Source organism: Chryseobacterium sp. MYb7 (assembly GCF_002979455.1).
Lineage (GTDB): Bacteria > Bacteroidota > Bacteroidia > Flavobacteriales > Weeksellaceae > Chryseobacterium.
In genome coordinates this window covers 51,378-64,361 of record NZ_PCOU01000001.1, presented here as the reverse complement: position 1 = coordinate 64,361, position 12,984 = coordinate 51,378, and the positions used below count along the sequence as shown (strand labels likewise).

Sequence of the window (12,984 nt, the reverse complement as noted above, 5' to 3'; positions counted from 1 at the left end):
AATGCTATCTGCCAAAAGAAATACTGCCTTTTTCTTTAAAATCCTTTTGATTTTAGGATTCGGATATTTCTTTTGGCTGATGTTGAAAATTACGTTAGAATACATTCCTTTTAATCCTGAAGTCAGTTTTCTGATGATCAAACAGACGGAAGTAGTAGAAAGAGCAGAATATCTTAAGTTTTTTTATACTCATGTTTATACAAGCATCTTTGTGCTTCTTTCGGGTTTTCTTGCTCTGCTTAGAAAGAATTTTGGGCTCAAAAATTTCCACCGGAATATGGGAAAAGTGTATATTTTTCTCATCCTGATCTGTGCTGCTCCCTCAGGAATTTATATGGGAATATTTGCCAACGGAGGTATTTTATCAAAGATTTCTTTTGTTATTTTAGGCTTTTTATGGTGGTTTTCAACGTTTAAAGCGTATCAGCTGGCAAGACAGAAAAGGTTTAAAGAACACAAGCAGTGGATGTGGCGGAGTTTTGCTTTTACATTATCTGCTATTACCTTGAGAATGTGGAAAGTAATTATTGTATATTTATTTCATCCCAATCCAATGGATGTCTATCAGATTATTGCATGGCTGGGCTGGGTTCCCAATATCCTTATTATTGAATATTTAATCACAAAAAAACAGATATGAAAATTGTACACTACACCTTGATTTCTTTATTGACAGCTTCTCTGATCAGTTGTAAAAAAGATGGTAAGACCAATGAATCGGGGAAAGATTCTCTGACCGCAAAGAAAGACTCTGTGGTAGTTCCTGAAGTTCATAAAGAATATTACGGAATTTATACCGGAGAATTCGCCGGAATGGAAAAGGTAGTTGATCAGATGGACGGCTCAGAATATGACGTGAACAACTACAAAAGAATTTCTTTAAAGATCAACAGAATTACTAAAGACAGCGTTTATGGGCAAAGTATCGTGAATGGCAATCAGCGTCCGTTCAGAGGAGTTTTCAATGAAACTGCAGCATCTTTTGTACTGGATGAACCCGGCAATGACAAAACAGACGGAAGGTTTGAAGTAAAACTAAAAGGTGACAGCTTAACCGGAAAGTGGAATGCCTTTGATAAAACAAGTGTTAAAGCTCCTTCAAAAACACTTAAACTGACTAAAAAAGAGTTTGTTTACAATCCAAATTTCATGCTTGATAAGGATTCTGATCTGGTAGACTGGTCAAACCCTAAAGAGTTTACAGAAAAATACAAAGATGAAGAAACCGGAAAAACAGAAAGCTATAAAACCTCTAAAAACCGTATTGCTTCTGAAGCCATCTTCAAACTGAATGCTTCCAAACAAAAACTGACAGAAAAAGATCTTAAAAACTTAAGAAAACTGGATCTTGAAATCATCAAAAATTCTGTTTTTGCAAGACATGGATATTCATTTAAAAAAGAAACTTACAGAAATTTCTTTGAGCAAACAGACTGGTATATCCCTGTTTCAAGCAATGTAGACAATGATCTTTCACCTATGGAAAAAGAAAATGTGGCTCTCTTGAACCGTTTTACCAAATATGCGGAGGATAAATATGATAGTTTTGGGAGATAGATAATAGGTTTTAGGTTGCAGGAATTAGGGATTAGGGGTTGAGCTTAAGCTATCATTGTTTGTCATCTTTATGATAATATAGAGAATAAGGCAGCCTACAGCGTAACACAGATTATCAATCCATGAGAAAGAGTTTCCAATAACAATATACATCAGGCTTCCAGGACGGAAGCCTAGTTTTTCTGCAATATTGAAATACTGGGCAAACTCTATCAGAAATGAAAAAATAAGAATTCCCAGAATCAGTTTCTGATCATTTACCTTGATAAAACTTTTCACAAAAGTATAAAGAAGCATCACCACAATAACATCTCCGAGATACGCTCTCACGAAGAAAACACCACTTAATTTGGTGGCGATCAATACTTCCACAAGAAAAATAAATACGGTCAAAAGAAGATACTTCAGGCTGAATTGGAATTTCATTTCAAATTGGGATTAAGGCATAAAAAATCGGTATTCTAAGAACACCGATCTTATTTTAAGGCAAATATATTATTTCTTTACTTTGATCGTACATCCGATGGCTACTGTTTTCGTCATTTTTACCTGTTCTCCTTTAATCAAAGCATTTACGGCATCCTGAGCATAGTATTCCGATACATCATTCGGGTTATCATAATTATTGTCGATAGCACCAATGTATTTTACGATATTCTTTCCGTTCTCTTTTTTCAGAACAAAAACATGCGGCGTTTTGGTAGCCCCATACTGCGGATAAATTTTCTGTCCTTCGTCTACCAGATATGGGAAAGTAAATCCTTTTTGTTTTGCTCTTTCAATCATCTGCTGATAACCGTCTTCCGGCTGCACATTAGGATCATTCGGATTGATGGCAATTACAGGATAACCTTGTGCTTTGTACTTTTTATCAAGCTCAATAATCCTGTCTTCGTATTTCTTGGCGTAAGGACAATGGTTGCAGGTAAATACCACAATGAACCCTTTGGCACTTTTAAAATCACTCAGGGAAACCATTTTCCCATCAATATTTTTAAGCTTAAAATCAGCAGCTTCATCTCCTACTTCATAGCCTTTTACAGTAATATTTTCTTTTCGGTTTTTGTTTTTATCGTGATCTATTGTTGTAAAGCTAAGTAATCCCAGTCCAACGATAAATACGGTCATTAAAATTTTCAGGTTTTTCATAATAGATTATTTATTGTAGATTTTCTTTAATTGTTTTTTCCAGCTCTTCTTTGCTCATTTCACCATCATTAAAATAGAGTTTCGTTCCATTTTTATAAAACAGCGTTACTGGAATATTTCCATCCCATTCTTTTTCAAACCTTGGGATCCAGGTGTTCATTCTTTTGATATCGTCCAGCAGAAGTACCTCAGCGGTAAGATTTTTATTTTTGATGAATTTCAAGACTCTTTCTTTATCAGCCAACCTGTCCAATGACACTAAAATCATTTTATATTTCTGATGATCTGAATATGTAGCATTCACCTCCATAAAGTGCGGAAGCTCCTTTACACAGGGAGCGCAGGTGGTAGACCAGAAATTCACAACAAGCAGCTTATCTTTTTCCTGTTCAATACGCTTTTCCAGATCTTCATATTTTACTACAGAAATATCTGTTTGCTGGGCTTTATAAACCGAACAAAGCATAAATACGGTAAGGATTATTATTAAATTCTTCATATTCAAAATTAACAAATGCATTCTTTCTCAATAGAAATCAACTTGTTAAAATTTGTTAAGAATTCTATTTATTATACAAAATTCTTTCACCAGCTGTTGAATTAATAAAAATAAAATGTAATTTAGCTCAGAATCAAAACTAAAATACCATGAAAAAATCAAACATCCAGTCAAGAAAATTGACTAAAAATGAATTAAAAGAGATTAAAGGAAGCGGAAGATTATGCTTTGACGGATTCTGCCGTAGAGGAGAATTTGAAGAATGGCAGCTTGGTGCCGGTGACAAAAACGGATTCTGCTGTTAACCAAACTAAAACAATAACTAAACTAAATTTATCATGAAAAAATCAAACATTCAAAAAAGAAAATTAACAAAAAGTGAATTAAAACAAATCAACGGAGGAAGTGGGCCACTTTGTCCCGGAACTTGTTTTTGTAATATTGACGGTGAGATGACAATAGGCTCATGTAATACTAAAGGACAATGCTGTTAATATCATAAAAAGCTTTGTTAGATAATAAAGGATTGAGGCGGCCCCTCAATCTTTTTTTGTGAAGGAGAATCCCTGCGCAAAAAAAGTTAACAATTTGACTCACAATATTTTGAATATAATAAAATAACTTGTAAATTAGCTTTTATCAAATTAAAATTATTATGAAAAATTTAAAAAATCAGAAAAGAAAATTGAGCAAAAATGAGCTGAAAGTGATCAGCGGCGGAGCTAACAGACCTGTATGCCCAAGAGTAATAAGCTGTACAGATCCTCATACCGGAGAAGAACGATCTGGAGTTCCAGGAATGCAGGATGGATTCTGCTGCTAACACAAAAAAATAACAAAAAAAAAATGATTGGATTACCCTCCAATCATTTTTTTTATTGAATTCAGCTTCATTAAAGCTTCAATCGGGGTCAATGTATTGATATCTATTTTCGTCAGTTCTTCACGGATATTCTCCAGAACAGGATCATCCAGCTGAAAGAAAGAAAGCTGCATATTTTCTTCAGTTACTCTTTTGATCGTTTCTGATGAACTGGTTCCCTGAGTTCTGCTTGCTTCCAATGTTTTAAGGATTTCATTCGCTCTGTTTACTACTTTGGCAGGCATTCCGGCCAACTTTGCCACATGGATACCAAAACTGTGCTCACTTCCACCCGGAACCAGCTTTCTCAGGAAAATAATGTTTCCTTTGTTTTCCTGAATAGAAACGTGGAAGTTTTTCACTCTTTCGAAACTGACTGTCATTTCGTTCAGTTCATGGTAATGCGTTGCAAACAACGTTTTGGCTTGCGTAGGATGCTGATGAAGATATTCTGCAATAGCCCAGGCAATAGAAACCCCGTCATATGTAGATGTTCCACGGCCAATTTCATCCAGTAAAATAAGGCTTCGTTCTGAAATATTATTCAGAATATTGGCCGCTTCATTCATTTCTACCATGAAAGTAGATTCTCCTGCAGAGATATTGTCTGTGGCTCCTACTCTTGTAAAGATCTTATCCAGTAATCCGATTTCAGCATGTTTTGCAGGCACAAAACTTCCAATCTGAGCCAAGAGACATACAATTGCCGTTTGACGCAGAATTGCCGATTTACCGGCCATGTTGGGTCCTGTTACCATGATAATCTGCTGAGAATCTTTATCCAGAAAGATGTCATTCGGAATGTATTTTTCTCCCAGCGGAAGGGCATTTTCAATAATCGGGTGTCTGGCTTCTTTTAAATCAATAGCATAAGCATCATTCAAAACAGGCTTTGTATAGCTCTCAGAAACAGCAAGTTCAGACAATCCGGAAGCCACATCAAGCTGAGCAATAATATTGGAATTCCCTTGAATCTGATCAATATAAACCATCGTTTCAGCACATACATTTCTGTACAGTGAAGTTTCCAGAACGCCTATTTTTTCTTCAGCGCCAAGGATCTGGTTTTCGTATTCCTTCAGTTCTTCGGTAATGTATCTTTCAGCATTCACTAAGGTCTGCTTTCTTACCCAATCATCCGGAACTTTATCTTTATGGGTATTTCGAACTTCAATATAATATCCGAAAACATTATTAAAATCAATTTTAAGACTGGTAATACCTGTTCTTTCAATTTCTCTCTGGCACATTTCATCCAGGAAACCGCGTCCTTTGCTCTGAAGGTTTCTCAATCTGTCAAGCTCTTCAGAAACGCCTTCTTTAATGACATTTCCTTTGGCAATATTTACCGGAAGTTCTTCATTAAGATGATTTTGCAGGAATTTAATCAATTCTTCCAGATCAAATAAAGGTTCTAACCAAGCCAGCACATCTGCATGAGAATGCAGTAACGCTTTGATTGTATGAATATTAATCAAACTTTGACGCAGATATCCCAGTTCTTTAGGCGAAATTTTCTCTGCAGCCAATTTTCCCATTAATCGGTCAAGATCAGAAATTGATCTCAGAAGCTGACAAATCTCGTATTTAAGAGCATCATTTTCGTTTAAAAAATCAATCAGAGAAAGCCTTCTCATGATCTCATCTACCGATTTTAAAGGAAGAATAATTCTTCTTCTTAAAAGCCTACCTCCCATCGGAGTAGACGTTTTATCGATAATATCCAGCAGTGATTTCCCTTGAGGGTTGCTTGGGTAAACGATTTCCAGGTTTCTCAGAGTAAAATTATCCATCATCAGATAGTCTTCCTGCGGAATGATCTGTAGTTTTGTAATATGAGCAAGCAGATTGTGATGGGTATCTTCTACCAGATAAGCGAAAATAGCACCTGCTGCCGTAATCGCCAACGGAAGATTTTCCACTCCAAAACCTTTTAAAGAATTGGTTTTAAAATGATTCGTTAGTTTTTCGTAGGCAAAATTATATTGGAATGCCCAGTCTTCAAGCTTAAAGGCATTTTTATTTTTGATATGCTCCGGAATCTGCACACTTCTTTGGTAAATAATCTCACTGGGATCAAAAGTATTGACGATGTGCAAAAGCTTTTCTAAATTTCCTTCGCTTACCAGAAATTCTCCCGTAGAGATATCCACCAAAGCGATTCCGTATTTCTCTTTTTCTTTATGTAATGAAAGAAGGAAGTTATTTTTTTTGGAATTTAATACCTGATCATTGAACGTAACACCTGGGGTAACCAACTCAGTGACACCACGTTTTACAATCCCCTTCACCATTTTGGGGTCTTCCAGCTGATCACAGATTGCCACCCTCATTCCCGCCCTCACCAATTTTGGAAGATAAGAATCTACAGAATGATGTGGAAACCCAGCAAGTTCTATATGCCCCTCACCATTGGCTCTTTTGGTAAGCACAATACCCAGAATCTGAGAAGTTCTGACAGCATCCTGCCCAAAAGTTTCATAAAAATCCCCAACCCTGAATAATAACAACGCATCAGGGTATTTCGCCTTGATGGTATTGTACTGCGTCATTAATGGGGTTTCTTTCTTCGCTGCTTTTGCCATAGTAAAAAATGAGCCCCAAATTTAGAAAAATAAATTCAGGGTAAGAGAATTGTTTGAGGGTTAATGTTCTATGTTTTTCTTTATCAGGAATTAATTGTAATTTCACCATCAAATCACATTATTCATGGAATTTCCTGTTTTAGAGACTGAAAGGCTTATTTTGCGTAAGCTTACTTTTAATGATACCCAAGACCTTTTTGAGTACTTTTCTTTGGATGAAGTGATGGAATATTATGACCTTGACACTTTCAAGACAGAAGAAGATTCCATACACATTATCCAGCATTTCAACAGTGAATTCGAAAAAGGAAAAGGTTTCAGATGGGCTCTGGAACTAAAATCCACAGGAAAAGTCATTGGTACCTGTGGTTACCACAATTGGTACAGGGAACATTTCCGGGCAGAAGTTGGCTATGAGCTCAATCCTAAATTCTGGCAGCAATCTTATATGAAAGAAGCCATTCTTCCTATTTTAACGTATGGGTTTGAAACCATGAGACTTCACCGTGTGGATGCTTTCATAGATCCTTCCAATATTTCTTCCGAAAGACTGTTGACTTCTCTAAATTTCAGCAAAGAAGGAATGTTGAAAGATTATTTTTTCGAAAAAGGAAAATTCGTAGATGCGACGATCTTCGGGCTTGTAAATAAATAAATTGCTCCTAAATTTAACGCGAAGATGCAAAGTTAATTGATATTGATTCTTCTTATTTTCGTTCGCAAAGGCATTTCATTTAGCAATTGAAGTACTTTCCTCGCTGAGTGAAACGCCTTTGCGAACCTTTATAAACAGATAAGCTTTAAACTTGCGTTCAATGCGTTATAATGATCTAAACTCTAATTCTTATCTTTCAGAAAGGTGCTTTTCCAAAGCATTTGAGCTTTTCTTGTAGGCCCATTTCTGCTTGTAATTGATCCATTTGGCTTTGAAAAGCTTACGCATCAGTTTATCTGTGTACCTCATAATGAAGACATGATACAGCATATTGGCAAAGACATTCGGTTTATTAGGAAGTGCTCTTAGTGAAAGAGAAAAACCAGGTTCCAGATATCTATTGAAGTGCCAGAAAGCACCCGGAATAAAGAGCGCATCACCATGTTCCATAAAAATCTCATATCCTTTTGCATATTTCAGCGCGGGAAACTTTTCATAATCCGGATTTTCGTAGTCTACATCGTAAACAGTATGAACAGACAAAGGCACTTTATATAAAAACGGAGACTGTTTCTGATCAAATAGCAGAATTCTTTTCTTTCCTTCGAAATGAATATGCATAAAATCCCCCAGATCCACATCATAATGCATTAAAACATGAGCTTCACTTCCTCCGAAGAATAAAGTAGGCAGTCTTTTAAAAAATTTTATTCCAAGATCCGGATAGGTAAAGTTTTTCAGCAACTCAGGAAGCCTGTCTGTGATGATATAGAAAAAAATTCTCAGATCTGAAGGATTACTTTTAATGATATCAATATACTCCTTCATTTTCATTCGGGTTACCGGAGCATCAGAGCTTTTCTTAGCATCAGCCGGTTTATTATCATACAACGGAACTTCCTGATCACCCGCTTTTTCGCGAATATAAGCAAGGTTCCATTTATCAAAAGCATCCCATCTGCTGGCAAAATTCTTAATTAAAAGAGGTTTTTGCTTTTTGAAATAATTTTTCTGAAAATCTTCTTTACTGATATCATTTACAATATCTACGTTTTCGAGGATCATGTACTTTATATTTAATGCGAAATAAAAATAGTGTTTTTTTGAAACTTGAAAAAATTTTAAATAGAAAGAGCTTTTAAAATCAAATTTCACGGGTTTTTATCCTTCAGCACTAAACGAAAAAATTTATATTTGTAATAATAAGTGAGTTTATGAGAGTCTACAATACCAAACATTTCATTAAAATCCTTTTCAGTTTACACAAAAGTGATACTCTAAAAATTCTTTTTCCAAGTATGATTCTTGTCGGGTTATACTCCTGGGGAATTCAGTATCTGGAAGTGGAATATCTGCATCTTACGACAAAATCAGGAGTCAGTAATGTAGGCATGATTCACTCTCTGCTGGGTTTTGTGCTTTCCCTTTTATTGGTTTTCAGAACCAATACCGCTTATGACAGATGGTGGGAAGGACGAAAACTTTGGGGGAAACTGGTCAATGACACCCGAAACTTTGCCATAAAAATCAATACCATCTTGGGTGATAATCGCCAGGATATTGACCAAATTGCAAGATATTTAAAATACTTTCCTCACTTTTTAGCCAAACATCTTTCCAAAGAATCTACAAGACTGGCTTTGGATGAAGATTATTCTGAAATTGAAAGTTCTTTAAAAAATCATGGTCCCAGCGAAATAGTGATTCTGCTTAGCCATAAATTGAACCAATTAAAAAAAGAAGGGAAGGTTTCAGATGTTGAAATGCTCTACTTAGACACTCAGATTTCTGGATTTCTGGATGTTTGCGGAGGCTGTGAAAGAATCAAAAATACTCCGATTCCTTATTCATACTCTTCTTTCATCAAGAAATTTATCATTCTGTATGTTTTTGCTCTGCCTATTGCCTATGTGATTACGATAGGACTTTTCATGATTCCGCTAACTGTTTTTGTATATTATGTACTGATGAGTCTTGAACTTATTGCAGAAGAAATTGAAGATCCGTTCAATAATGATGAAAATGACATTCCTATGGAAACCTTAGCTCAGAATATTGAGAAGAATGTTCATCAGATTATGAACAGAAAATAAAAAATCAAGCTATTAAAGCTTGATTTCTTTGAGTTCTCCGTCCTGTTTTATTTCAACAAATTTGCTTTCCCTGTTGGCAGCAGAATATCCATAGAAAAATGTACTGTATATAGGTGTTGAATACAGATAAGCTCCATATCCGTTATAAGCATTTGAAGTTCCGGTTTGCTGCTGATAGCTTGCCGTTGCGGTAAAGTTGACGATCGTTTCAAGGTAATATTTACCCGGTTTCAGTTTTTCGAATTTAAACCTGCCATGGTCATCTGTTAAAGCTTCTACTCTATATTTAAAAGCTTCTTCAGACATGTATACCGTAGTTTTCTTGTTTTCATATTTCCTTCTCATATCATAAAATTCCTGAAAATAAGGAGTTACAGGAAAAAGCATGACAACGGTTCCTTTAGGTGCATAATGTTTCTCTCCAAGCAACGGCTTGATGCCCCAGTTGTTTTTTTGTTTGGTAGAAGCCACTCCTTCAATGGTAGAATTCCCAAACCCCAGCATTTCTCTCGCCAGCTTTTTATCGAAAAAAGCTTGAGGATAATACGTGTTTTGAGCACTCAGATATATAAATCCCCACGCCAGTATGAATAATGTGAATAATTTTTTCATAGTATATTTTTGAGTCAAATATAAGTATTTTACTATTTTTGAAATAAAAATAGCTATGAAGCACCTATTTCTATTATTTTTTTCCACCTCTGTCCTCATCATGGCACAGAAACCTTGTGGATATAAAGACGGATTACAGGAAGGCTCCTGCAAAGAATTCTATGACAACGGCCAGGTAAAAAATACGGTGGAATGGAAAAAGGGGAAATTGGACGGAGATGCCATTTTTTATTATGATAATGGAAAAGTACAGTCAAAGGGAGAATATAAGAAAGGATTCAAAGTAAAAGAATGGTCTTATTTTGATAAGAATGGCGTGCTTACTTCCAAAGAGGAATTCAGAAATGGAGAAAAGAATATTTATGATAACAGTCTTACGGCTACTTTTTATTCTCCTGCAGGTAAAATAACTGAAATTTCTAACTATAAATTCAATAAATTACAGGGAGAAAGCAGAACCTTCCATGAGGACGGAAAATCAATAAAAGAAATCGGCCAGTATGATAACGGACTTGCTACCGGAAAATGGAAAGTGCTTTATCCATCAGGAAAACTACAGCGTGAAACGGAATTCGCCAACGATAAAAGAAATGGCAACAGAGTTCATTACCGTGAAGACGGAAGCATAGAAAAGACAGAGGTCTATCAAGACGGAAAATTAATCTCAACAAAATAATACAATTGGTACAGAAACTAAAACTGGAAGAACTCAACAGAATAGATGTAGAAACATTTAAGAAGGTTGAAAAAATTCCGTTGGTCATCATTTTAGATAATATCAGAAGTATGCACAATGTAGGTGCAGCTTTCAGAACGGCAGATGCCTTTTTAATTGAAAAGATCATTCTTTGCGGAATTACCCCGCAGCCACCCCATCGTGAAATTCATAAAGCGGCATTGGGTGCAACGGAAAGTGTAGACTGGTCTCATGAAACAGAAACCAACACTGCTATTGCTGATCTGAAAAGTAAAGGATATGAAATCATCGGAATTGAGCAGACTACCGGAAGCCAGCTTATTACTGATTTTACGATTGACCGATCGAAAAAATATGCTTTGATTTTAGGGAACGAGGTAGAAGGAATCAGTGATGAAGTACTTCCAAATGTTGATGTATTTTTAGAAATTCCACAACTTGGAACAAAGCATTCTCTTAATGTAAGTGTGTGCGCCGGAATTGTGATGTGGGAATTTGCAAAAGCATTAAAATAAAAAAACTGCATATGTCCTTAATAGACAGTGCAGTTTGAAATAAATCTAATAAAAAGTAAAAATGAAAGGCGACAAAGGTACTTTATTTTTCTTTATGAACAAATTTTGACGGCACTTTTTTTGATTCACATTAAAAAAAGTAACGTTTTCAGAAAAAGTTTCATTTAATTTTTTATAAATTAGCACAATGTTTATCAAGGACTATATCTCAAAAGACTTTCTGTGTTTTAGCCTGTCTGACTCCATCGAGTCGGCCAGAAATACGTTGGAAGATTTTGGATATTCCCATGTTTTCATCAAAAAATCTCATCACTTCTACGGAGCTCTTGCAATGGATTTTCTGTATGAGGAAGATGGAGGAACACTGAAGGATCTGGAGCACCAGATTGAACGGTTTGCCATTCTGGAAGACAATAATATTATGGACAGCATTCGTCTGTTTTATACGTTCAGTACCAATGTGATTCCGGTGATTAATAAAAATGAAAAATATCTGGGATATATCACATGTGACGATATCTTTCAGGACTTTTCCCGTTATCCGCTGTTTTCAGAAACAGGAGCTATTCTTACAATAGAAACTTCTGCCAGAAAATATTCAATGACGGAAATTGCCAACATCATAGAAAGCAATAATTCGAAATTTTATGGAGGATTTATAAGCTTTATGTCTGATGAAGTGGTACAGATCACGATAAAGATCAGCAATGAAAACCTGGCCTCGATAGATTCTACTTTTGACCGGTACGACTACAGAATTGTTGAAAAATACTATTCTGATGAGAAATCCGATCTGTTTAAAGACCGATTTGGTTTTTTACAAAAATTCATAGAAATATAACATGAAGGCAGCCATATATTCTCAGAAAAAAGATCTTGATACTTTTTTATATTTAAGCAAGTTTATCTCTGAACTTGAAACCAGAGGTGTAAAATCTGTTCTGTTTGATGAAATGGCTGAAGCACTTCAGTTTTCAAAAATATTCGAAACTTTCAATTGTAAGCAGGATCTTCTGGATAAAGAAGTGGATTTGTTCTTTACTTTCGGTGGAGATGGAACCATTGTAAACTCTTTAACCTTCATTGAGGATCTTGAAATTCCGGTGGTAGGAGTCAATACCGGAAGACTTGGTTTTTTGGCTTTTTTCACGAAAGAAGAAGCCTTTAAAGAACTGGATTCTATCTTAAAAGGAGAAGTTAAAACAAGCCGCCGTTCTGTTATTGAAGTGGTTTCTCCCAAACTTGAAGGTGCTTTTCCTTATGCTTTGAATGATGTTACTGTTTCCAGAAAAGAAACAACATCCATGATTACTGTGGATTCTTATATCAATGATGAGTTTTTGAATGTTTTCTGGGGTGATGGTGTTATCATTTCAACCCCTACAGGATCTACCGCTTACTCTCTGAGCTGTGGCGGACCTATCATTTCTCCGAATAACGAAAACTTTGTCATCACTCCAATCGCTCCTCACAATCTGAATGTAAGACCTTTAGTAGTGAATGATAAAGTAGAAATAAAATTCAGGGTGGAAAGCCGTGTTCCTCAATACTCTCTTTCTTTAGACTCCCGACTGATACATATAGAAACTGACAAGGAAATCATTATCAAAAAGGCAAAATTCCAGCTGCTTTTGGTACAGCCGAACGGCCTAAGTTTCTACGAAACCATCCGTCAGAAGCTACTTTGGGGCAGAGATAAAAGAAATTAGTAATTTCTTAAAAATGATTACCTTTACACGAAATTAAAACACCTAATAAAT

At 35.7% G+C, this 12,984-nt stretch carries 16 protein-coding genes; 10 read left to right on the top strand and 6 right to left on the bottom strand.

Features of this window, described 5'->3' with window-relative positions:
• Position 1 precedes the first annotated feature (1 nt).
• Complete coding sequence (locus tag CQ046_RS00345) at positions 2-640, top strand: DUF2306 domain-containing protein (RefSeq protein WP_105700355.1); 639 nt, start codon at positions 2-4, stop codon at positions 638-640.
• Complete coding sequence (locus CQ046_RS00340; protein WP_105700354.1) at positions 637-1,557, top strand: YARHG domain-containing protein; 921 nt, start codon at positions 637-639, stop codon at positions 1,555-1,557. The genes CQ046_RS00345 and CQ046_RS00340 overlap by 4 nt, the downstream gene beginning before the upstream one ends.
• A gap of 24 nt (positions 1,558-1,581) precedes the next feature.
• On the opposite strand, the gene CQ046_RS00335 is transcribed toward CQ046_RS00340, so the two are convergent.
• From CQ046_RS00335 to CQ046_RS00325, 3 genes are all read right to left on the bottom strand, one after another.
• A complete protein-coding gene (locus tag CQ046_RS00335; protein ID WP_105700353.1) occupies positions 1,582-1,983 on the bottom strand; it encodes a DUF2809 domain-containing protein in 402 nt (133 codons plus the stop codon).
• Positions 1,984-2,052: 69 nt separating this feature from the next.
• Complete coding sequence (locus CQ046_RS00330) at positions 2,053-2,706, bottom strand: thioredoxin family protein (RefSeq protein WP_105700352.1); 654 nt, start codon at positions 2,704-2,706, stop codon at positions 2,053-2,055.
• Positions 2,707-2,716: 10 nt separating this feature from the next.
• Positions 2,717-3,205: a TlpA family protein disulfide reductase gene (locus tag CQ046_RS00325; RefSeq protein WP_105700351.1), complete on the bottom strand. Its 489-nt coding sequence runs from the start codon at positions 3,203-3,205 to the stop codon at positions 2,717-2,719.
• 149 nt (positions 3,206-3,354) lie between these two features.
• Here CQ046_RS00325 and CQ046_RS23465 point away from each other — a divergent pair, with 149 nt between their 5' ends.
• A complete protein-coding gene (locus tag CQ046_RS23465; protein WP_165790435.1) occupies positions 3,355-3,510 on the top strand; it encodes a hypothetical protein in 156 nt (51 codons plus the stop codon).
• 350 nt (positions 3,511-3,860) lie between these two features.
• Positions 3,861-4,028, top strand: a complete 168-nt coding sequence (locus CQ046_RS23460; RefSeq protein WP_165790434.1) for a hypothetical protein — start codon at positions 3,861-3,863, stop codon at positions 4,026-4,028.
• Positions 4,029-4,060: 32 nt separating this feature from the next.
• Here CQ046_RS23460 and mutS read toward each other — a convergent pair whose 3' ends face one another.
• Positions 4,061-6,652 (bottom strand): DNA mismatch repair protein MutS, encoded by a 2,592-nt coding sequence (mutS, locus tag CQ046_RS00320; protein WP_105700350.1) that lies wholly within the window; start codon positions 6,650-6,652, stop codon positions 4,061-4,063.
• 124 nt (positions 6,653-6,776) lie between these two features.
• Here mutS and CQ046_RS00315 point away from each other — a divergent pair, with 124 nt between their 5' ends.
• Positions 6,777-7,307, top strand: a complete 531-nt coding sequence (locus CQ046_RS00315; RefSeq protein ID WP_105700349.1) for a GNAT family N-acetyltransferase — start codon at positions 6,777-6,779, stop codon at positions 7,305-7,307.
• A gap of 189 nt (positions 7,308-7,496) precedes the next feature.
• Here the strand turns inward: CQ046_RS00315 and CQ046_RS00310 are convergent, their stop codons facing one another.
• Positions 7,497-8,372 (bottom strand): cupin-like domain-containing protein, encoded by an 876-nt coding sequence (locus tag CQ046_RS00310; protein WP_105700348.1) that lies wholly within the window; start codon positions 8,370-8,372, stop codon positions 7,497-7,499.
• Between the two features lie 149 nt (positions 8,373-8,521).
• Here CQ046_RS00310 and CQ046_RS00305 point away from each other — a divergent pair, with 149 nt between their 5' ends.
• Positions 8,522-9,400, top strand: coding sequence for a bestrophin family protein (locus CQ046_RS00305; protein WP_105700347.1), 879 nt, complete (start codon positions 8,522-8,524; stop codon positions 9,398-9,400).
• Between the two features lie 12 nt (positions 9,401-9,412).
• Here the strand turns inward: CQ046_RS00305 and CQ046_RS00300 are convergent, their stop codons facing one another.
• A complete protein-coding gene (locus CQ046_RS00300) occupies positions 9,413-10,012 on the bottom strand; it encodes a hypothetical protein (protein ID WP_228406824.1) in 600 nt (199 codons plus the stop codon).
• Between the two features lie 55 nt (positions 10,013-10,067).
• On the opposite strand from CQ046_RS00300, the gene CQ046_RS00295 reads away from it, so the two are divergent.
• From CQ046_RS00295 to CQ046_RS00280, 4 genes are all read left to right on the top strand, one after another.
• Complete coding sequence (locus CQ046_RS00295; RefSeq protein ID WP_228406823.1) at positions 10,068-10,688, top strand: toxin-antitoxin system YwqK family antitoxin; 621 nt, start codon at positions 10,068-10,070, stop codon at positions 10,686-10,688.
• A gap of 5 nt (positions 10,689-10,693) precedes the next feature.
• On the top strand, positions 10,694-11,224 hold the full coding sequence (locus tag CQ046_RS00290) for an RNA methyltransferase (protein ID WP_105700345.1): 531 nt from the start codon (positions 10,694-10,696) through the stop codon (positions 11,222-11,224).
• Between the two features lie 187 nt (positions 11,225-11,411).
• On the top strand, positions 11,412-12,065 hold the full coding sequence (locus CQ046_RS00285) for a CBS domain-containing protein (protein ID WP_105700344.1): 654 nt from the start codon (positions 11,412-11,414) through the stop codon (positions 12,063-12,065).
• 1 nt (position 12,066) lies between these two features.
• Positions 12,067-12,933, top strand: a complete 867-nt coding sequence (locus CQ046_RS00280; RefSeq protein ID WP_105700343.1) for an NAD kinase — start codon at positions 12,067-12,069, stop codon at positions 12,931-12,933.
• The last annotated feature ends 51 nt before the right edge of the window (positions 12,934-12,984 follow it).